The organism is Rhabdaerophilum sp. SD176 (genome assembly GCF_030143245.1).
Taxonomy (GTDB): domain Bacteria; phylum Pseudomonadota; class Alphaproteobacteria; order Rhizobiales; family Beijerinckiaceae; genus Rhabdaerophilum.
Window position 1 is genome coordinate 195,134 of record NZ_JARJNS010000006.1, and the last position, 20,329, is coordinate 215,462.

The 20,329-nt window shown below is 63.1% G+C and carries 22 protein-coding genes; 8 read left to right on the plus strand and 14 right to left on the minus strand.

Annotated features, from left to right (window positions below):
- Positions 1 to 170: 170 nt before the first annotated feature.
- The 13 genes from P0652_RS15370 to P0652_RS15430 all read right to left on the minus strand — a co-directional run bounded on the left by P0652_RS15370 (position 171) and on the right by P0652_RS15430 (position 11,752).
- Complete coding sequence (locus P0652_RS15370) at positions 171 to 818, minus strand: SH3 domain-containing protein (protein WP_284179738.1); 648 nt, start codon at positions 816 to 818, stop codon at positions 171 to 173.
- A gap of 79 nt (positions 819 to 897) precedes the next feature.
- Entirely contained in the window at positions 898 to 2,649 is a 1,752-nt protein-coding gene (locus tag P0652_RS15375; RefSeq protein WP_284179739.1) for a VWA domain-containing protein, read from the minus strand.
- A gap of 104 nt (positions 2,650 to 2,753) precedes the next feature.
- Positions 2,754 to 3,641 carry a DUF4344 domain-containing metallopeptidase gene (locus P0652_RS15380; RefSeq protein ID WP_284179740.1) on the minus strand — a complete coding sequence of 296 codons (888 nt, stop codon included), beginning with the start codon at positions 3,639 to 3,641 and terminating at the stop codon, positions 2,754 to 2,756.
- Between the two features lie 58 nt (positions 3,642 to 3,699).
- Entirely contained in the window at positions 3,700 to 5,103 is a 1,404-nt protein-coding gene (gene aspA / locus P0652_RS15385; protein ID WP_284179741.1) for an aspartate ammonia-lyase, read from the minus strand.
- A 167-nt stretch (positions 5,104 to 5,270) separates the two neighbouring features.
- Positions 5,271 to 6,002 (minus strand): amino acid ABC transporter ATP-binding protein, encoded by a 732-nt coding sequence (locus P0652_RS15390; protein WP_284179910.1) that lies wholly within the window; start codon positions 6,000 to 6,002, stop codon positions 5,271 to 5,273.
- 30 nt (positions 6,003 to 6,032) lie between these two features.
- Positions 6,033 to 6,722, minus strand: a complete 690-nt coding sequence (locus P0652_RS15395) for an amino acid ABC transporter permease (protein ID WP_284179742.1) — start codon at positions 6,720 to 6,722, stop codon at positions 6,033 to 6,035.
- Between the two features lie 3 nt (positions 6,723 to 6,725).
- On the minus strand, positions 6,726 to 7,457 hold the full coding sequence (locus P0652_RS15400; protein ID WP_284179911.1) for an amino acid ABC transporter permease: 732 nt from the start codon (positions 7,455 to 7,457) through the stop codon (positions 6,726 to 6,728).
- A 62-nt stretch (positions 7,458 to 7,519) separates the two neighbouring features.
- A complete protein-coding gene (locus P0652_RS15405) occupies positions 7,520 to 8,419 on the minus strand; it encodes an amino acid ABC transporter substrate-binding protein (protein ID WP_284179743.1) in 900 nt (299 codons plus the stop codon).
- A gap of 324 nt (positions 8,420 to 8,743) precedes the next feature.
- Positions 8,744 to 9,097 (minus strand): DUF1428 domain-containing protein, encoded by a 354-nt coding sequence (locus tag P0652_RS15410; RefSeq protein WP_284179744.1) that lies wholly within the window; start codon positions 9,095 to 9,097, stop codon positions 8,744 to 8,746.
- A 20-nt stretch (positions 9,098 to 9,117) separates the two neighbouring features.
- Complete coding sequence (locus P0652_RS15415) at positions 9,118 to 9,588, minus strand: VOC family protein (RefSeq protein WP_284179746.1); 471 nt, start codon at positions 9,586 to 9,588, stop codon at positions 9,118 to 9,120.
- 46 nt (positions 9,589 to 9,634) lie between these two features.
- A complete protein-coding gene (locus P0652_RS15420; RefSeq protein ID WP_284179747.1) occupies positions 9,635 to 10,090 on the minus strand; it encodes an SRPBCC family protein in 456 nt (151 codons plus the stop codon).
- A gap of 14 nt (positions 10,091 to 10,104) precedes the next feature.
- Positions 10,105 to 10,743 carry a TetR/AcrR family transcriptional regulator gene (locus tag P0652_RS15425; protein ID WP_284179748.1) on the minus strand — a complete coding sequence of 213 codons (639 nt, stop codon included), beginning with the start codon at positions 10,741 to 10,743 and terminating at the stop codon, positions 10,105 to 10,107.
- Positions 10,744 to 10,843: 100 nt separating this feature from the next.
- Entirely contained in the window at positions 10,844 to 11,752 is a 909-nt protein-coding gene (locus P0652_RS15430; RefSeq protein WP_284179749.1) for a LysR substrate-binding domain-containing protein, read from the minus strand.
- Positions 11,753 to 11,995: 243 nt separating this feature from the next.
- Here P0652_RS15430 and P0652_RS15435 point away from each other — a divergent pair, with 243 nt between their 5' ends.
- The 5 genes from P0652_RS15435 (at position 11,996) to P0652_RS15455 (ending at position 16,811) form a co-directional block, all read left to right on the plus strand.
- Positions 11,996 to 13,336, plus strand: a complete 1,341-nt coding sequence (locus P0652_RS15435) for an NAD(P)H-dependent oxidoreductase (RefSeq protein WP_284179750.1) — start codon at positions 11,996 to 11,998, stop codon at positions 13,334 to 13,336.
- Positions 13,337 to 13,424: 88 nt separating this feature from the next.
- The gene (locus P0652_RS15440) at positions 13,425 to 14,420 is read left to right on the plus strand and encodes a TRAP transporter substrate-binding protein (RefSeq protein ID WP_284179751.1); all 996 of its coding nucleotides are present in this window, start codon (positions 13,425 to 13,427) and stop codon (positions 14,418 to 14,420) included.
- A gap of 71 nt (positions 14,421 to 14,491) precedes the next feature.
- Positions 14,492 to 15,007, plus strand: coding sequence for a TRAP transporter small permease (locus P0652_RS15445; RefSeq protein WP_284179752.1), 516 nt, complete (start codon positions 14,492 to 14,494; stop codon positions 15,005 to 15,007).
- A 9-nt stretch (positions 15,008 to 15,016) separates the two neighbouring features.
- Positions 15,017 to 16,297, plus strand: coding sequence for a TRAP transporter large permease (locus P0652_RS15450; protein WP_284179753.1), 1,281 nt, complete (start codon positions 15,017 to 15,019; stop codon positions 16,295 to 16,297).
- Positions 16,298 to 16,343: 46 nt separating this feature from the next.
- Positions 16,344 to 16,811, plus strand: a complete 468-nt coding sequence (locus tag P0652_RS15455) for a DUF2938 domain-containing protein (protein ID WP_284179754.1) — start codon at positions 16,344 to 16,346, stop codon at positions 16,809 to 16,811.
- 15 nt (positions 16,812 to 16,826) lie between these two features.
- Here the strand turns inward: P0652_RS15455 and P0652_RS15460 are convergent, their stop codons facing one another.
- A complete protein-coding gene (locus tag P0652_RS15460) occupies positions 16,827 to 17,654 on the minus strand; it encodes a sugar phosphate isomerase/epimerase family protein (protein WP_284179755.1) in 828 nt (275 codons plus the stop codon).
- A gap of 191 nt (positions 17,655 to 17,845) precedes the next feature.
- On the opposite strand from P0652_RS15460, the gene phnD reads away from it, so the two are divergent.
- Genes phnD through phnE form a run of 3 tightly spaced genes read left to right on the plus strand, consistent with a single transcriptional unit; the run spans position 17,846 to position 20,313 of the window.
- Positions 17,846 to 18,712 (plus strand): phosphate/phosphite/phosphonate ABC transporter substrate-binding protein, encoded by an 867-nt coding sequence (gene phnD, locus P0652_RS15465; protein WP_284179756.1) that lies wholly within the window; start codon positions 17,846 to 17,848, stop codon positions 18,710 to 18,712.
- 3 nt (positions 18,713 to 18,715) lie between these two features.
- Complete coding sequence (locus tag P0652_RS15470; protein ID WP_284179757.1) at positions 18,716 to 19,519, plus strand: phosphonate ABC transporter ATP-binding protein; 804 nt, start codon at positions 18,716 to 18,718, stop codon at positions 19,517 to 19,519.
- A complete protein-coding gene (gene phnE / locus P0652_RS15475) occupies positions 19,516 to 20,313 on the plus strand; it encodes a phosphonate ABC transporter, permease protein PhnE (protein WP_284179758.1) in 798 nt (265 codons plus the stop codon). Before P0652_RS15470 ends, phnE begins: the two co-directional genes overlap by 4 nt.
- Positions 20,314 to 20,329 lie beyond the last annotated feature (16 nt).

The following is a 20,329-nucleotide window of genomic DNA, read 5'->3' on the forward strand; positions in this document are numbered from 1 at the left end:
CCCCGCACCCGGAAACCTTGCCAGCGGGGCGCCCACTGCCACCCCGGGGCGAAGGTTGTGGCATGGTCGATCCGGGCGCGGGCATGCGACGGCTTGTCTCACCTCGCTCGCCTTCCGCCTGCGCGGACCGGGCGGGTGCCAGAGAAATCATGCCAGACGGCGGGCAACTGTCAGGTGCAGGTTGTCAATTGAAGCGGGCAGGTCATAACAGGCGGCGCCTGCCCCTCTTCGGCATCGCGAACCAGCCAGCCCCGGCCGATCTCCTTGCCATCCATGGTTGTCAAAGTGGCCTCGACATTGCGCCCGCTGCAGCCATGCATCTGAAGGACGACCGCATCCGGATCACCGATGCCATCCGGACCGGCCTGCCGGAAGCGGACCGAGACCGGTGCGTCGCGCGAGGGCGTGGCGCGCAACCCGTCTCCGCTCTGGATGTGGAAAGCCAGCTGGCTACCATGGATCCACCCGGACCCGCGAAACACTTTGCCAAGCTTCCGATCGGGAGTGGCGGTCTCGATATCGTCAACATCGATGCTGCCGACAAGAAAGAAGCCGTTCATGCTCGCGATCACCGAAACGCCGGCGCCCTCTTCGGGGCTTGCGATCCGCCGGCTGGCGGAAGGAACCGTGCCGAGAATGGCCGCCCTGATTGAAGGCGCAGCCCGCACATTCGTCCTGCCCTGTCGATCCACGGTCCAGGCTTCAAAACTGCACCGTTTGGCGCCCGGCGGAATGGCCTGGGCATAGGTCGGCAAGCCGGACAAGGCCAGCAGCAAGCCTGCCAAAGTCGAACCCGCCGCGATCCGCATCATTCGCATCGGCTCATGCTCCATGGGGACAGCGGTCGCAGGATGCATGCCTCGGGAAGGACGAGCAAGTGCCTGCTGCCCGAACCCTTCAGCGAATCTCGACCGGAGTCCGTGCAAGGATCCGCCTTCCATCCGGTGCCTCGAGGATATAGCGGATCTCGTATCGCCCTGCGCGATCCGGCGCCTGCAGGGTCGCCGGAGATTGACCGGCATTCGCCGTGTAGAAATAGGTCAGCTCACCACTGGTCTCCTGTGAACCCTGTGGTACGAGATCGATGTAATCCTGTCCGCCATTCGGCCCGGTCCAACTCACGGGGATGGCCGTACCCCGCTGCACGCTGGCCGGCGCCGACACGGTCGCCTGCGCGGCGGCGACGACCAGCAGCTGGTCGGCCAGGATCTTGCGGCCGCCGGCGGCCTCGAGAATGTACCGGATGCGATAGCGCCCGGCCTCGCCGGGAACGCGCAACGTCGATGTCTCGCCATCCGGGGATTGCTCGACATAGGCATAGGACAATTCACCCGCGGCCTCCTTCTGGCCATCGGGAACGATGTCGAGATAATCGCCGGCTGCGGCCGGGCCGCGCCAATGGACCGTGACCTCGCCACCGGCCACCGCATTGGGCGGAAAGGCCAGGCTCGCCACGGAGGGCGTAACCTCGATCGGAACGGTGACCAGAACCTTCCGTCCGTCCGGCGCTTCGAGGACATATCGGAGGTCATAACGCCCCGCGTCACCCGGGGCTTTCAACTGCACAGGGTTGCCGCTCTCGACATAGGCGTAGGACAGTTCCCCGGAGACGTCCTTGCTGCCCTGGCGGACGAGATCGACATAGTCGCCCGGCCTGCCGGGCCCCTTCCACGCAACCGAAAAGGCAGTGCCGGCAGGAACGCTGGCCGGCGCGTCCAGCGCAATGGGCGTATCCCCGACTGTCACGCGCGTTGTTGCCAGCACATGGCGTCGATCGGGGCCTGCCCACACATACCGCATGTCGTAGGTGCCCGGCTTTCCCGGCGCCCGAACAAGCGTCGGCTTGCCCTTCTCGATATAGACATACGACAGTTCGCCATCGACGGCTTTCCAGCCCACCGGAACAATATCAATATAGTCCAGTTTCGCGGCGGGGCCCGTCCAGTCCACGGCAAAGCCCTGGCCAATGACCGGCTTCGCCTTTGTGGCGATGGTGGCCGCCGGGAGCTTCACGGGCGGCGCGGCTTCAGGGCGAGGCGGCACGCTCACCGTCCGGCGGAGGGCATCCTGCAAGTCGCCGGCATTGCCGGCGGGAATGTACCGGCCACCGGTTTTCTCCGCGAGGCAGGCAACCTTGCGCCCCTCCTCGCGCGACAGGCCGAACCCGACGACATGGGCGGTGAACCCGACACCCGCTTTCGCAAGTTCCTCGGCAAGGGCGCAGGGATCGGCCTGGCAGGTCTCGACGCCATCGGTGATGAGGATGACCGTGGCCTTCTCCTCGGTATAGCGCAAAGAAACCGCCGCCTGCCGGACTGCCTCGGTCAACGGAGTCTTGCCCAGGAATTTCAGGCGGGCAGCGGCTTCCGACACGGCCGCCGCCTTTCCCTTGCCGGGCGGCACGACAAGCTCGATATCGGCGCAGTTGCCTTTCTCGCGATGGCCATAGGCCAGCAAGCCGATCTCGGCATCGGCCGGCGTGCCCGCCAGCACCGAGCGCAGGGCATCCCGCGCGATCTGCAACTTGGGCTTGCCTTCGATCTGGCCCCACATCGAACCGGAGGCATCAAGTACAATCAACGTGCGTTGGGCCATGGCGGGCGCCTGCCCGAGACAGAACAAGGCAAGCGCAAGAAGCCAGAGGCGCATCGTGATTCCTTCATTGTGGTGAACCGGTGTCATGAGAGCGGGTTCATGTATCCGTGTCTACCGGAAGACTACGCAGCAAAGGGTGCGCAGGCGCGGGCCCTGTTTCAGGGCCGGCCGAGGGAGAGCGTATCGCGTGCGAGGACGCGCTGGAGTACGGACAGGTCGATATGCGGCAGCAGGAGCCGGCGGAAGGCCCTGTCGACTTGCCCGAACTCATCCGCGCAGCCCTCCGCCCGGTCAGCCGGCAGAGCGCCGCGCTGGATTGCGGGGCCAAACAGTTCCGGGCTGGCGCCATAGGCGAGACACAATGTGTTGAACATGCGCTGGAGTGGCGTGCTGTGCACGTCGGCGTAATGCTTGTGATCAACGATCTTGAGGCGCCGGCGACGCAGCGACGGAAAATCGCGGATTCCCGCCTCGTTGAGGTAGATATAGACGATCCCGGCCACGAGATTCGGCGTATCCTGACGGCCGAGGCTCAGCAGCATATAAGCCGCGACCTGGTCAGCCGCATCCTCCTCGCGCCCGAGCAGCGGAATGTCGAGATAGGCGAACAGGGCGTGGGCGCCCTCGTGCAGGAACACATCCATCAACGCGCCGGCAATGGCGTGATGCTCGCTCACCCATTCCGGGCGCCGCCGGCTGGCCGCGCTTTCCATGACATATTCGATATATTCGTAGCAGATGGTCACGGCATCGCTTTCGAACCAGGCATTGACCTCACCGTCGCAGCCAGAGGTCCGGAAGGTCAGCGGTCGCGGCAGGCGGAAGGGCGATAGCAGGGTCTGGATCCGTTCGAGCACCTGCTTCTGGCGGAGCAGGTCGAGGATCGGCTGGTGTTTCGGGTCCGTCGGCGCGGTATATTCGATCAGGATCCGGCCAGGTTCGGCTGTCTGTGCCCGGGCCATGTCAGCTGCCAGGATCAAGGCGAAGGCCTGCGCGGCCAGCATCCAGGCAAGCGGCCGCAAGCCTGTTCTCCCGAAGATGCGCATGCGAGCTCCTCCCCTGCACCGGATCGGCCCGGCATCATGCGGCGCGCCGGCGCCCGCTTCAAGTGCCGCCGGTCAGTGCTGCCGGCGCCAGGATTTCATCGAGGCGTGCCTTGTCGAGAAGGCCGCGCTTGATCACGAGATCATACACACTCGCTCCGGTTTCCAGAGCTTCCTTGGCGATCGTCGTCGCGTTGACATAGCCGATATGCGGGTTGAGCGCCGTCACGATTCCGATCGAGTTCTCAACCATGCCCCGGAGCCGCGCAGCATTGGCCGTTATGCCGGTGACACAGCGATCCGCGAGGACACGGCAGGCGGCCTCGAGGTGATTGACACTCTTGAACAGGCTGTGCGCGATGACCGGCTCGAAAGCGTTGAGCTGCAACTGCCCGGCTTCGGCCGCAAAACTGATCGTCATGTCATTGCCAATCACCTCGAAAGCCACCTGGTTGACGACTTCGGGGATCACCGGATTGACCTTGCCGGGCATGATCGAGGAGCCCGCCTGCATCGGTGGAAGATTGATCTCGTTGAAGCCCGCCCGGGGGCCGGATGACAGAAGGCGAAGATCGTTGCAGGTTTTCGAGAGCTTGACCGCCACGCGTTTCAACACGCCCGAAAGCTGGACGAAGCTGCCGCAATCCTGCGTCGCCTCGACAAGGTTTACCGCTGTCTGCAGCGGAATGCCGGTGAGCTCGACAAGGTGCCGGCACACGCATGCGGCATAGCCGGGCGGCGCATTGAGCCCGGTGCCGATGGCTGTCGCGCCCATATTGATCTCGCAGATCAGGCTGGTGGCCTCACGCAGGCGCTGTTCGTCCTCGCCGAGCATGACGGCATAGGTCGAGAATTCCTGGCCGAGCGTCATCGGTACGGCATCCTGGAGCTGCGTGCGCCCCATCTTGATGATCTCGCGGAACTCGACGACTTTCTCCTCGAAAGCGTGGCGCAGATGGGCCATCGCGTCGATCAGGCGCATCACGCCGGCATAGGCCGCGATCTTCAGGGCTGTCGGATAGACGTCGTTGGTGCTCTGGCTCAGATTGACATGCTCGTTGGGATGCAGTGCCTTGTAGTCGCCTTTGGGGTAGCCCATCAGCTCGAGCGCCCGGTTGGCGATGACCTCGTTGGCATTCATGTTGGTCGAGGTGCCGGCGCCACCCTGGATGACATCAACGACGAAGAATTCGTGCAACCGGCCCTCCCGGATCTCCCGGCAGGCCATGGCGATGGCTTCGGCACGCTGGGCCGAGAGCAAACCGAGCTCGGCATTGGCCAGAGCGGCAGCCTGCTTGATGACTGCCAATGCGCGGATCAGGTCCGGATAGATCGAGATCGGCGTGCCGGTTATCGGGAAATTCTCGACCGCCCGCAGGGTATGGATGCCAAAATAGGTCTCTGCGGGGATATCACGCGGGCCGAGCAGATCGGTTTCGGTGCGGCAGAGAGTCGGGAGGGACATGGAGACTGGCCTCGGGTTCTATGCCCTCTTGCGCCTTCCGGCGGGGGCTGTTGCCACAAGGCCATCGTCCCCCGATTCCCGCAACGGCAGGCGGCCCTTTTCCTCAGAAACCGGGGAAGCCGGGTACCGGACGGGCAGGAATTCGTAATTCCGGATGCGAAGCAGGCCTAGTGTGCCAGGATCTTCGACAGGAAGAGCTGTGCCCGGTCAGAGCGGGGCGAGCCGAAGAACTCGTCCTTGCTGCGGTCCTCGATGATCTCGCCGCGATCCATGAAAACCACACGATGGGCCACCTTGCGGGCGAAGCCCATTTCATGGGTGACAACCATCATGGTCATGCCTTCCCGGGCGAGTTCGACCATGACATCCAGCACTTCCGTGATCATTTCCGGGTCGAGAGCGGAGGTCGGTTCGTCGAACAGCATCGCGATCGGATCCATCGCCAGGGCCCGGGCGATGGCCACGCGCTGTTGCTGGCCGCCGGAGAGCTGGCCGGGAAATTTCTCGGCATGTTCACTGAGGCCGACCCGGTCAAGCAGCGCCCTGCCCTTGGCCATGGCCTCCTCCCGGCTTCGGCCGAGCACCTTTTCCTGCGCGAGGCACAGATTCTCGGTGATCTTCAGATGGGGAAACAGCTCGAAATGCTGGAACACCATGCCGATCCGGGCGCGCAGCTTCGGCAGGTTCGTTCCGGGATCGGACAGGTTGATGCCATCCACCCGGATCGTTCCGGACTGGAAGGGTTCGAGCGCATTGACGCATTTGATCAGCGTCGACTTCCCGGAGCCGGAGGGGCCGCAGACCACGACGACCTCGCCCCGGTCGACGGAGGTCGTGCAGTCCTTCAGAACCTGGAATTGCGGCGAATACCATTTGGAAACGGCAGCCATTTCGATCATGGGCGCGGCGGAGTTCGACATGTTGGTTCCTCAACGGATGATCGCGGTCCGGGCCTGAAGCCGCCGGACCAGCAGCGAGGCCAGGAACGAAATCAGGAAATAGACAAGCGCAGCAAAGAGATACATTTCGATCAGGCGGCCATCGCGCTGCGCCACTTTCGAGGCTGCGCCGAGGAAATCCGTGATCGAGATGACGTAGACGAGCGAGGTATCCTGAAACAGCACGATGGTCTGCGTCAGGATGACCGGCAGCATGTTGCGCAGGGCCTGCGGCACGACGACATAGCTCATTACCTGCCGGTAGTTCAGCCCGAGCGCATAGCCGGCCGAGAGCTGTCCCTTCGGCACGGACTGGATGCCGGCGCGCATGATCTCGGAGAAATAGGCGGCCTCGAACAGGGTGAAGGTGATCAGCGCCGAGGCAAAGGCGCCCACTTCCACCGGGCGCTCCGTGCGCAGGATTGCCTGGCCGATATACGGCACGAGGAAATAGAACCAGAAGATCACCAGCACGAGCGGCAGCGAACGCATCAGGTTCACATAGCCGGTAGCCGCCAAGGCGAGGCCGGGAAGGGTGGAAAGGCGCATCAGCGCCAGAAGCGTGCCGAGCACAAGCCCGCCGAAGGCCGCAAGCGCGGTCAGCGTCAGCGTGAAGGCCATGCCTTCCTTCAATAGGTAGGGCAATGTCTTGAGAATGATGTCGAAATCAAACTGGAACATCGGTCATTTCCCGGTGACATAGCCCGGAACGGACACTGCCCGTTCGAGCCTTCGCATCAGAAACGTCAGGGTGGCATTGAGCGCGAGGTAGATCAGCGTCGCCGCGGTGAAGGCCTCGAACACCTGGAAGGAATATTCCTGCATCGCCCGCGTGCGCGCGGTGAGTTCCATCAGGCCGATGGTCAGCGCCACCGAGGTGTTCTTGACGGTGTTCAGCAATTCAGAGGTGAGCGGCGGCAGGATGATGCGGAACGCCATCGGCAGGAGGACGTAGCGGTAGGTCTGCGCGGTGGTCAGGCCAAGTGCCGTGCCCGCCATGGACTGGCCGCGCGGCAAGGATCGGATGCCCGCCTTGACCTGTTCGGCAACGCGGGACGACATGAACAGCCCGACCCCGATCGCCCCCGTCCAGAAGGACGCGTTGGGCAGGGTCTTCAGCCACATGCCGGCTGCCTTGGGCAAGAGCTCGGGCAGCACGAAATACCAGAGAAAAAGCTGCACCAGCAGCGGGATGTTGCGGAAGAACTCAACCCAGGCATCGCCGGCGAGAACCAGACCCCGATGCTGCAGGGTGCGGATCACCCCGATGATCGAACCGAAAACAAGCGCGATCACCGCAGCGAGGGCTGCTGCTGCCAGCGTCCAGCGCAGGCCCATCAGCAGCATGTCGAGATAGGTGCCGGTGCCTTCGGGATTGAGCTCCCAGAAGATACCCCAGTTCCAGTTGTAGCTCATGTCCAGCCCCTGCGAATGGGGCAAGGGCATGCGGGGAGACGCACGCCCTTGCCCTGCGATGTTCAATAGGCGGCAGGATCAGCCGAGTCCGTCGGCTTCTCGAGCATTTTCCTGAGCATCGCATTCAGCGGCACGTTGAGATTGATCCCGTTCGGGGGAATGGGGCTGAGGAACCATTTCCTGTACAGGGCCTCGCCCTCCGGGCTCTTGAACAAGGCCGCGGTGGTCCGGTCCGCCAGCGCCTTGAACTGCGCATCATCCTTGCGGAGCATGATCCCGTAGGGTTCGGGCAACGAGAAGGCCTCGTCCGACAACTGGTAAAGACCCGGATCCTTCGACGAGGCCACGAGGCTCGCCAGCAGGATATCGTCCATGATGAAGGCTTCCGCACGATCGAGTTCGACCAGCAGGAACGCTGCCGCATGGTCCTTGGCCGGCAGGACGGTCAGGCCGAGATTCTTCGCGGCATTGGCCTCGACAACCTGCTTCATGTTGGTCGTTCCCGCGGTCGAAACGACGGTCTTGCCCTTGAGATCCTCGATCTTCTTCAGGTTCTTCGCCTTCTTGGACACGAAAGCAGATGCGGTCAGGAAATGGGTGTTGGTATAGGCGACCTGCTTCTGGCGCTCGGCATTGTTGGTGGTCGAGCCGCATTCGAGATCGATCGTGCCGTTCGCCATCAGCGGAATCCGCGTCGAGGGCGTAACCGGCAGGAGCCGGACATCCAGCTTGTCCATCTTCAGTTCGGCTTTGACGGCTTCAACGATCTTGCCGCAGATATCCATCGAGTAGCCGACAACCTTGGCATTGTTGTCGATATACGAGAACGGGACCGAACTCTCGCGATGGCCGAGGGTGATCGCCCCGGTTTCCTTGATCTTCTTCAGCGTGCCCGTAAGGTCCTGGGCAGAGGCAAGTCCTGGCAGCGCCAGAAGCGCTACGGCAATTCCGAACAGTTTCATCGAGGTTCTCCCGTTTGCAGCACGTCGCTCCCGCAGGAGCATGGATCCGGCCCGGACCTCGCGGCCCGGGTGTCTCGCGAGGCCTTTCCGGCCTTCTCCCAGCTGCTTTCACAGCCGTTTCCGGCTCCGGGCCAGGATGTTCCCGCCCTTTCGATCCGGTATGGCCAGTGAAACAAATCCGCGACACAGGAGCCAATGCAAAGAACGCAACGGATCATGCGTGCCGGCGCGCCCGATGAACCCGGCGGGAGGATGCCGACCGCCAACCCGATGCAGAATCTGCATCAAGCCAACGAACGGAACCCCCAGTTCCGGGGCGAAACCTTAAAGGTCCAATGCCATTTCGAATCCGCCATAGATCAGGCGCTTGCCGTCGAACGGCATCGGGTTCGCGCCTGGCTGCATGCGCGGATCCTGCATCATGCGCGCCCAGCCGGAATCCCGGACGGCCTTCGAGGGCCAGACGAGCCAGGCGAAAACCACCGTCTCGCCCGGCTCTGCCTTCACGGCCATCGGAAACGAGGTCAGCTTGCCATCGGGAACATCATCACCCCAGCATTCAACGGACCGGATTGCCCCGAACTCCTTCATGATCCCGGCCATGAGCGTTGCATGCTCCAGGTAGGCTTCACGATTTGCGGTCGGCACCGCGGCAACGAACCCATCGATATAAGACATTTGCTTCTCCTCTCGGCCTGTCAGGCGGCTGCGTTTTCAATGGCGGCGATGTTGATCCGTTTCATTTCCATCATGGCCCGGAACACGCGCCCTGCCCTTTCCCGATCAGGATCGGCGATGAGGTGCAGCAGGCGCGACGGAATGATCTGCCAGGAAAGACCGTAACGATCCTTCACCCAGCCGCATTGCTCGGCTTCGGGATGGGCGGACAAGGCATCGGAGAGACGCTCGATCTCGCCTTGCGTCTCGGCAGGGACCATCAGGGAAACGGCCTCGTTGAACCGGAAATGCGGTCCTCCGTTCAGGCCCACGAAGCGCCTCCCCATCAGCGTGAATTCAACTGTCAGGACCGAACCGGCCTTGCCCGAGGGGAAATCGTCCGGCGCGTGGTGGATGGCATCGACCCGGCTGTCGGGAAGCAGGGACGCGTAGAATTCCGCTGCCTCCTGCGCTGCGCCGTCGAACCAGAGGCAAGGCGTCACTGTCTCCATGGAAGGATCCTTTGAATTGTCTGGAAAAGGCGGTTCCGCGCGTCGGTCAGGCCGGGTCCGACGGCCCGGACGGGGCCGTGACAAGGCGCTCCAGCTTGTGAAGGGAATCCTGCCAGCCCAGGTAACAACTCTCCGGCGGGATTGCATCCGGGATGCCACTCTGCTCGATCGTCAGCTCGGTGCCGCAGGAAACCGCCCTGAGGCCAACCACAACGCGGATTTCGCCCGGCAGGCCGGGATCATCGAAGCGGTCCGTGTAGACGAGCCGCTCGGATGGCACGAGTTCGAGAAACTCGCCGCCGAAGCTGTGGACATGGCCATTCGCGAAATCCCGGAACGACATCCTGAAGGTCCCGCCGACCTTCGGCTCGAGGGCGTGCACCGTACACAGATAGCCATTCGGTGGCAGCCAGCTTGCAAGGGCGTCCGGCTCGAGAAAGGCACGATAGAGCCTGTCCGGGCTTGTGGCGAAGACGCGATGTAGGCGAACGGTTCCGGGCATACAGGTTCTCCGTGTCAGGGACTGGGATCGGGATTGGCGCCTGCCGACGTGAAGAGCAGGCGGATGTACCGCGTGAGATGATCGACGCTGTCCCGCGCGATTGCCGGGCCACCGCTCCCCTTGGCGAGGATGAAGGCGCCCTGCAGGACAACCTGGCTGTGAAGAGCCAGCCCGGACGCCGTCCAGCCTGTCGACGCGCCTTCGGGGTCAAGCCCGCGCGCCAGCATGGCGGCAGAGATCATGGGCTCGAGCGTTGCTGCGTGGCTGGCGATCGATTCCTGGCAGGCCGCAGCGATCGCAGGATGCTGGGCATAGACTTCCTGGAGCATCGTGCCTGCAAGGCAGGTGAACTCGCATAATTCACCGCCAAGGATGTCCCGCCGGAACCGGAGATAGGCCAGCAGTCTTTCCAGAGGATCCTCGACCTGCTGGTAAGGCGCGGCAGCAAAAAGGGCGCCCGTCATCTTCGACCAATACTCGGCCGCCGCGATCCCCAACGCTTCCTTGCTGGCGAAATGGTGGAAGAAGGCCCCCTTTGTCACGCCGGCTTCAACGCAGAGATCATCCACGCTTGTCGCGGCAAACCCTTTCGACCGGACGACCTTTACGGCGGCTTCAAGCAGTTTCTCGCGGGCGTTGACCGAGCGGCTCATGGAAAGACATCCTTTGAGCGCGAAGATAGATACCAACCGGTTGGTATGTCAAATAGCCAATCCCCTCTTCTCTGGGTCTGTACGCCGCTATCGGATCGGGCTACCGCGTGCCTGGCTTCCCACGGTCGCTGCGGAACGCCCTGGTGATCCATTCGACGAAGGCCAATACGTCCGGATGACCGTCATCCTCCCGCCGGAAGATCAACCGATGCGCCACCACGGGAATTCCGACCTCGCCGAACGGCAAAATGAGCCGGCGCTGATCGAGATAGCCCTTGGCCTGCAATGTCGATTCGAGCACGATCCCGAGGCCGTCAGCGGCGGAAGCAAGGGCAAGATGTGCCCGGTCGAACTGGAAGCCGCGCGGGTTGAGCGTCAGGCCCGGCGCGAAACGGGCTGACCATTGCGGCCATTGCACAACGCAGCGAAGGGAATGCAGCAGCGGCACGCGACCGATATCCGCGAAGGCACCGATATGGTGCTCGGCCACGAAGGCGGGGCTCGCCATGGGGACGATCGTCTCGTCCGCGAGGACGATCGCCTCGCAGGTTTCAGGCACCGGACGCGCATACTGAATGTCGATCAGGATCCCGTCCTGCCCGAGCCGGGCAGGCTCATGGCTGGCGAAGAGCGCTATATCGATGGCCGGGTGCTCGCGCATGAAATCCTTCAACCGCGGCACCAGCCAGAGAGTCGCAAAGCTCGGCGAACAATGGATCGGCAGGCGACGCGCGCCCGCCCCGGTCGCGAGCCGGTTGGTCGCCGCGATCAGGCGGGCGAAGCTTTCCGAGATCGTCGTGGCATAGGCCAGTGCCTCCTCGGTCGGTGTCACCTGCCGCTTGTCACGCAGGAAGAGGCGCTGGCCGAGCATGCCCTCCAGCGCCCGCATCTGGTGGCTGATGGCGGAGGGCGTCAGGCCCAGCGACTTGGCGGCTCCGGCGAAACTGCCGGATTCGATGACAGCCTGAAAGGTCGCCAACCACTGAAGCGGAGGCATATTGCCCAGCATTGATGAATACTCCTCATCTTTTTCCGCATCCTAATTCGCTTTTCGCACGGGAGAAACATGTTAGCGTCTGCTTTGAGGAATGCTGCTCATGAGACACGAAGCAGCATCCGGCCGGGAAGAAACGATCGCCAGGACGCGGCATGACGGAACCACGGGATTCCGGCTGCCTTTCTGCGCGCTTCCTTCCGGCCATGATGTGGATCGGTTCGGCCACGCGCCGACAGGAAAGGAAGGCCAGGCCCCATGAATCTTCACCGCATGCTGCTGGAACGCCAGTCTGCCGGAAAGCCGATCACCATCGGGATCATCGGCGCGGGGAAATTCGGAACGATGTTCCTGTCGCAGGCCCGCCAGACAGCCGGGATGCATGTCGTGGCGGTGGCCGATCTCAATACGACGCGGGCGCGCTCCCAGCTCAAGCTGGCCTGCTGGCCGGAAGAGCAATATGCCGCGACTTCGCTCGACGACGCGCTGATGAACGGCGCGACGCTGGTCACCGAGAATGGTGACAGCCTCGTCGCCCATCCCGGCATCGAGGTGATCATCGAGGCGACCGGCGATCCCGGCGCGGGCATCCGCTTCGCGCTGAAGGCGATCGAGAACGGCAAGCACATCATCATGGTCAATGTCGAGGCCGATGCCGTGGCGGGCCCGTTGCTCGCCCGCAAGGCGAAGCAGGCCGGCGTGGTGTATTCGCTGGCCTGGGGCGATCAGCCGGCGCTGATCGCCGACCATGTCGACTGGGCGCGCGCAGCGGGATTCCGGGTGGTCGCTGCCGGCAAGGGCACGCGCTACCACCCGACCTATCACCAGTCGACGCCGGATACGGTGTGGGACATTCTCGACAAGTACATGAAGATCCGCGACCGGAATTCCATCAACCCGAAGATGTTCAATTCCTTTGTCGACGGCACCAAATCCGGCATCGAAATGACGGCGGTGTGCAACGCGACCGGGCTGGAAAGCCAGACCGAAGGGCTTTCCTTCCCGCCGGCGACCCGGTTCGAGCATGCCGAGATCTGCAAGCCGAAATCCGATGGCGGCGTGCTGGAACGCAAGGGCGTGACGGAGGTGACATCCTCGGTCTATCGCGACGGCAGCGATGTGCCGCATTCGCTGGTGATGGGCACCTATGTCGTCTTCGAGACGGACAGCGCCTATTCCGAGGAATGCTTCCGCGAATACTCGATGCTGCAAGACAGATCCGGCAAGTATTCCTGCCTGTACCGGCCAACGCACATGATCGGCCTCGAACTGGGGATCTCGGTGGCCTCGGCGGCGCTCCGCAAGGAGCCAACAGGGGCGCCGGTCTGCTTCAATGCCGATGTCGTGGCCACAGCTAAGCGCGATCTCAAGGCCGGCGAGATGCTCGACGGCGAAGGCGGCTTCTGCGTCTGGGGCAAGCAGACCCCGGCCAAGGCCTCGCTGGCCGAAGGCTACCTGCCGCTCGGGCTCGCGCACAAGATCAAGCTCAAGCGCGACATTCCGCAGGGAGCCCGCCTGAAATGGTCGGATGTCGAATTCGACCCCAACGATGCCGCCATCAAGGTTCGCCGCGAGATGGAAGCCCTGTTCTCGAGCTGAAAGTCCAACGACATGCCGGAGACAGAACCGTCTCCGGTTTCAACCGCCAGAGCCCGAAACGGGCCAGCATCTTTCCAGGGAGGAAAACATGACAAAGCCGTTCGAAATGTCAGCCAGCCGCCGCACCGTCCTGCTGGGCACGGCCGGTCTTGCCGGAATGGTGGCGATGCCCGCCATCCTTAGGGCCCAGACCGTGAAATGGATCGGGGCTTCCGCAACCCCGCCGACGGATTTCATCGCACAGGGGCTCGATTTCTTTGCCGCCCGCGTCAAGGAGCTGACCAAGGGCCAGATCGAGATCGCCACGCACCATGCCGGATCGCTGGGCGGGGAGCGCGAGCATGTCGAAGGGCTGCTTCAGGGCTCGATCCATGTGGCCTCGCCAGGCGCGGCGATCCTCGGCGGCTGGTACAAGCCCGCAGAGGTCTGGACCTACCCCTATCTGTTCAAGAACGTGGCCCACAAGGACAAGGTCATGACGAGCGTCATGACCGAGTATGGCGATGATGCCGGGGCGCAGGCCAAGCTCCGTCCGATGGCCTCGATCCCCCGCATGCCGCGCATGCTCTCCTCGAACCGCGTGGTCAAGAGCCCGGCCGATATGAAGGGCTTCAAGATCCGCGTGCCCGAAACCACCATGTGGCGCCGGACCTTCGAGCGGTTCGGCGCCTCACCGACGCCGCTGCCCTGGCCGGAAGTGTTCCAGGCGTTGAAGTCGGGTATCATCGAGGGGCAGGAAAACCCGATGGCACTGACCTACAATGGTGGCATTTTCGACGTGAACAAGAACTTCGCGCTGACCGAGCACATGATGCAGGACAACATGATCGTCATCGCGGAAGCCACCTATCGCCGCGTCAACGAGGACCAGCGGAAGGCGCTCGTGCAGGCCTCCCGTGACATGGAGGATGCCCTGCGTCCGAAGGTCATCGCGGATGACAACCGGATCCTTGACCTGGTCAAGGCCAAGAACATCGCCATCAACGAGGTCGACAAGGACGCCTTCCGCAAGGCGATCGATGGCATGGAAGCCGAGTTCACCCATGTGAAGAAGTGGGTGGAGCGGATCAAGACCATCGCCTGAAACCGGCCTCTCCCTCGCCGGATCCCCGCGCCCGGGGATCCGGCACTTTTCATTCTTGTCCCGGAGGCCCGATGTCGGCATCCCCTGGAATCGTTCTCGGCTGGCGGCGGCTCTGCGATGCTGCCGAAACGCTGAGCCGCTTCATTGTCGGCGGCGCGATCCTCGCGATCGTCAGCATCACGATCCTCTCGGTCTGGTATCGTTACGCGCTCAACGCACCGCTTTCCTGGACAGAGCAGATGTGCCGGATCCTGTTCGTCTGGTCGGTCTTCGCCGGCGCGGCGATCCTATATCGCCAGATGCTGCATATCGCCATCGACATGATGGTCGTCATGCTGCCGCCCGGCCTTCAGAAGATCGTGGGCTGGATCAACCAAATCCTGATGCTGCTGACGGGCATCCTGATGCTCGTCTACGGGCTGCAGATCTCGATCGGAACGCTGGACCAGACGTTCGGCGCGCTGGAAATCTCGCCTGCCAGTTTCTACTTCGCCGCGCCCTATTGCGGATTGCTGATCGTGGTGTTCTGGGTCGAGAAGCTGTTCGACCCCGCCCGGCGAGAGCCGCTCGGCGAAATCCATCTGTGAGGATGCATCATGGCCAGCATTCTCATATTCTCCTTCATCATGCTGATGGCGATTGGCCTGCCGATCGCCTTTGCGATGGCGCTGGCCTCGGTCGCCACGATCGCCAATCATCCTTCGCTGCCCTTTTCTGTCTTCATCCAGCGCGCCCTGATCGGCGCTGACAGCTATTCGCTTCTTGCGATCCCGTTCTTCATCCTCGCCGGCAACATCATGAATGTCGGCGGAATCACTGCCCGGATCATCAACTTCGCGAATGCCTGCGTCGGTCGCTTTGCTGGCGGGCTGGGCCTGACAACCGTGATGAGCTGCATGGTCTTTTCCGGCGTGTCCGGTTCGGCGGTTGCGGATGCAACCGCTCTCGGCAAGGTCCTCATTCCCGGCATGAAGAAGGCCGGCTACGAGCCCGGCTTCGCGGCCTCGATCACCGCCTCGGCCTCGGTGATGGGGCCGATCATCCCGCCCTCCATCCCGTTGGTGATCTACGGGCTCTCCGTGGGCAAGGGGGTTTCGGTCGCAGCGCTGTTCCTCGGCGGCGTGATCCCCGGATTGCTGCTCGGCTTCGGACTCGCGGCCGTGACCTATCTGATCGCGCGGAAGCGCAACTACCCGGTGCATGAAGCCGTGCCGATGCGGCAGGTTCTCCAGTCCGGCTCGAAGGCGATCTGGGCTCTGATGATGCCCTTCGTCATCCTGTTCGGCGTGACGGGCGGCGTGGTGACGGTAACGGAAAGCGCTGCATTCGCCGTGATGTATGCGCTTTTCGTGTCGATGGTGATCCACCGGGAACTCTCGGTCAGGCAGCTCTGGGCGATCTACGTGCAATCGGGCATCGATTCCGCCGTGGTGATGATCATCATTGCCTTTGCCGGCGCTTTTGGCTGGCTGATGGCGGTATCCGGCCTGCCACGGGAAATCGCGGCCTGGATCGGCAGCGTTTCGTCCAACCCGATCGTCATCCTCCTGCTGATCAATGGCCTGCTGCTGGTCGTGGGCTGCTTCATGGAAGCGATCGCGGCCATGATCATCCTGATCCCGGTGCTGATCCCGATCGTGGAGGCCGCCGGAATCGATCTCGTCCATTTCGGGCTGGTCATGGTGTTCAACCTGATGCTGGGCCTTCTGACGCCTCCGGTCGGGATCCTGCTTTACATCTGCGGCAACTTTGCATCGGTGAAGATCGAACGCGTGGTCCGCGAGGTCATGCCATTCCTCGGCGTCGGCTTCCTCGTGCTGTTCGTGATCACGCTGTTCCCCGAGGTGGTGCTTTGGCTGCCAAGGGTCTTGCTCTGACCGCTGCAACCGGGCAAGCCAGCCACAGGCAAATGGGAGGTTCACCATGGTTCAGGGCCTGATCATCGGGATCGGCGCCACGATCGTCTTCGATCTGTGGAACCTTCTCCTGAACCGGTTTTTCGGCATTCCGCTGCCGAACTGGGCGATGGTGGGCCGCTGGTTCCGCCACATTTTCCGCGGGCAGTTCCTGCATGAGGATATTGCCCGCGCCGAACCTGTGGCGCACGAACGCGTCTGGGGCTGGGCCTTCCATTATGCGGTCGGCGCGAGTTTCGGCCTCGCAACCGTGGTTCTCGGCGGGCCGGGCTGGACATCCAGCCCGACACTTCTTCCCGCGATGGCGATCGGGCTCGGCACGGTCCTGCTCGGCTGGTTCGTCCTTGCCCCGGGCATGGGCGCGGGCATCGCCGCGCGCCTAAGGCCCAATGCAGTACATATCCGGGGGCTCAACCTGCTTGCCCATACCGTCTTCGGGTTGGCCATGTATGGGCTGGCCCGGCTGATCAGCTAGAACGATCCCCGCCCCTCAGCGCGCAAGGCCGAGGGCCACGAGATGGTCGACGCCCTTCATCAGGTTCGCCTGATCCTTGACCTCGAGGATCAGCCGCGCGGCCGGGCTGGCGACAGCAAGCGCCCGAAAGATGGCAGGCCAGTTCACGCTGCCCTCGCCCGGGTGCCAATGCCGGTCAGCATAGCCATCCATATCCTGAAGGTGGACATGCGCCAGCGCCGACCCTGCCTTGTGGACATAGACATCGACCGGCGGCGCGCCGGTCGAGACATGGGCATAATGGGCATGGCCCGTATCGATTGACACGCGGACAGGGTCCCCGAGGGCCTCCGCCAGCCGGACGCGTGCCGAGGGGTCCTTGTCCTCGATATTCTCGATGACAAGTTCGCAGCCGATATCCCGAGCACGGACAATCACCGGGGCAAGGCATTCCGCAACACGCCCGACCATCTTCTGCTCGGCACCCGGAAAAGCATCGAGATTGTTGTAATCCCAGGTCGTGAACGGGGAATGGATCACCATCTGCGTGGCACCGAGCCGTTCCGCGATCACCAGCGCCTGCAGGAAGCGCTTCTGGACCACCGCTCGAACCAGTGGATCCTCGGTGGAAATCCGGAAACCCCAGAACGGACCATGAAGCCCGAGGCGACCGTGATATCCGTCGAGCAGTCCGGCAATCTCATCCGCAACCGCCTCGGCATCGCCATCGAGCAAAGTGTGCTCAATGAAATCCTGGATCTCGAGATCGCGCTGATGGTCAAGGAGCCATTGCCGGTGGAGCGGCAACGTGCGCCGGCTAAGGGCCGCCCCGAGGAGCGGCAAGGATGGAACAGGAACAGTCATCGTGGTTCTCCGGTCAAGCTTCGGCTGTTTCCGTGGCGCCTCTCCATGACAGGCTGATGATGGCCGGCTTCATCGTGCCGGAGACGGGGCCGTGCCGCTCCTGCCGGCCTGCGCCCCCGTGTCATCAGACTGTCGTGACGCTGCGCTAGCGCTCGCGAAAGTGAACCCCAAACCCGCCAAGAGGGCCCCTAATGATCCTGCGCCGTCTGTTCCTTGCCGCCGCCATCGCCATGACTGCCGGCCTTCCGGCCATCGCCCAGGAAAAGATCCGCTTCGCGGTGACCGATGTCGACGGTCTCGAGAGCCTGCAGCGCGAATTCGGGCCGTTCAAGGACGCATTCGAGAAGGTTTCGGGCCTGAAGGTCGATTTCTTCGCCGTATCGGGCCGCACCGCCGCTGTTGAAGCCATGGCGGCGGATCAGGTTGATTTCGTCCTGACCGGTCCGGCCGAATATGTCGTGTTCAACGCCCGCATGAAGGCGCAGCCGGTCGTTGTGTGGGAGCGGCCGAACTATCGCTCGTCGATCGTGGTTCCCGACAACAGCCCGATCAAGACGCTCGCGGACCTGAAGGGCAAGAAGGTCTCGTTCGGCGAGATCGGCTCGACCTCCCAGCATCTCGCGCCGGCGACCATTCTTGCCGATGGCGGCCTCGCCTATGGCAAGGATTACGAGCCGGTTTTCCTGAAGCTCAACGTGGCGGCCGAGGCGTTGCTGCGGAATGATATCGCGGCGATCGGGATGAACCAGACGCATCTCGAGCGCATCACCAAGGCCTTCCCGAACCAGAAGTTCCGCACCCTCGGCGATGGCGCGAACCTGCCGAACGACCTGATTGTCGTCTCGTCGAAGGTGAAGCCGGAAACCGTTGCGAAGTTCCGCGCTGCCTTCCGTGATCATGGCCCGATGCTGCTCGGCGCAATCACGACAACCAAGGAGAACGCCAAATTCGTCGGCGGAAAGTTCCTCTGGGATGTGCAGGACAAGGATTATGACCTCGTCCGCAAGATGTTTGTGAATGTCGGCGTGCGCGAATTCACGAAGTTCATCGGCGGCTGAACCATGGCGCTAGCCCTTGCCTTGCCGGACGAGTCCCTGATCGAAGCGCTCACTCCAGCGCTCCGGATCCAGGGGCTCCGCAAGGCATTCGGCGCCCGGACAATTCTTGACGGCCTGGATCTCGAGGTCGAGCCGGGCACCGCAGTCGCCCTGATCGGGGCCAACGGCGCGGGTAAATCGACCTTGCTGCGCATGCTGGTGCGGTTGATCGAACCGGATGCCGGCCAGATGACGTTGCTCGGAGAAGCTGTGACGGAGCTGGCTCCCGGTCCCCTCCGCACGTTCCGGCGCCGGGTCGGCATCGTCTTCCAGCGGCATAACCTTGTCGGGCGGTTATCCGCTCTGAGCAATGTCCTTCATGGCGTGCAGGCGCGGAAAAGCGGCCCACGGACATGGCTTCAGGCGCTTGCACCGGCTGCGGACCGGGCCGAGGCTCTCGCCTGCCTCGCCGAGGTCGGCCTCGCCGATCGCGCGCTCCAGCGCGCGGATTCCCTGTCCGGTGGTCAATCCCAGCGTGTGGCAATCGCCCGCATGCTGATGCAGCGACCGGAATTCATCCTTGCCGATGAACCGGATGCCAGCCTCGATCCGCGTTCGGGCGAGGAGATCATGGACCTGCTCTACCGGCTTGCCAAGGACAAGGGCCTGACATTGATCGTGATTTCGCATCGGCTCGAACATACCATTCGTTATTCGGACCGGATCGTCGGCCTCGCGGACGGGCGCATCACGCTGGACAGGCCCTCGCGCCAAGCCGATCCGCGCCATCTCCGGCAATTCTTCACCGGACGGGACCACGAGGAATGAGCCTGCCTTCGCCGGCTGTCGCCGTGCCCCGCTGGGACCGGCCAAATGCCCTCACTTTCATTCTCACCGTCCTCGCCCTGGCCTTCCTTGTCTGGTCATTCTCGAATGTCGGGCTTTCATGGGAGCGGATGCAGCGTGGATTTCCGGCGCTGGGTTCTATCCTCGACCGGATGTTTCCGCCGGACCTCGAACGGCTGCCACAGATCCTGCGTTCCTTGCTCATCACATTCCAGATGGCGCTTGTCGGTTGTGTGCTCGGGCTGATCCTCGCATTCCCGCTGGCCATCCTTGCAGCCGACGGTCTCTCGCCCCATCCCGTCATCAAGCAATTGGCACGCGGGCTGATTGCCTTCTTCCGAACCGTGCCGGACCTCGTCTGGGCGCTGCTCTTCGTGATCGCGGTCGGGCTCGGGCCGGCAGCCGGTGTCATGGCAATCATGGTCGACAAGATCGGCTTTGCGGGGCGCTTCTTCGCGGAAGCGATGGAAGAAGTCGACAAGGGTCCGCAGGAAGCGCTGGCAGCAATCGGCGCGACGCGTTCCGGGCTGATCTTCTCCGCCGTCGTGCCGCAGGCCCTGCCCTCTTTCATCGCCACGTCACTGTTCAGCCTCGAAAAGGCGGTGCGCGGCTCTGTGATCCTCGGGCTTGTCGGGGCCGGCGGCATCGGCGTCGAGCTCAAGGTGGCCTTCGACCTGTTTGACTACGACACGGCGGCGACAATCATCATCGCAGTGTTCCTGCTGGTCGTTCTGGTCGAGCAGGTCTCGAACCGCGTCCGCAAGCGGCTGCTCTGACAGCGCAGGATGCGTT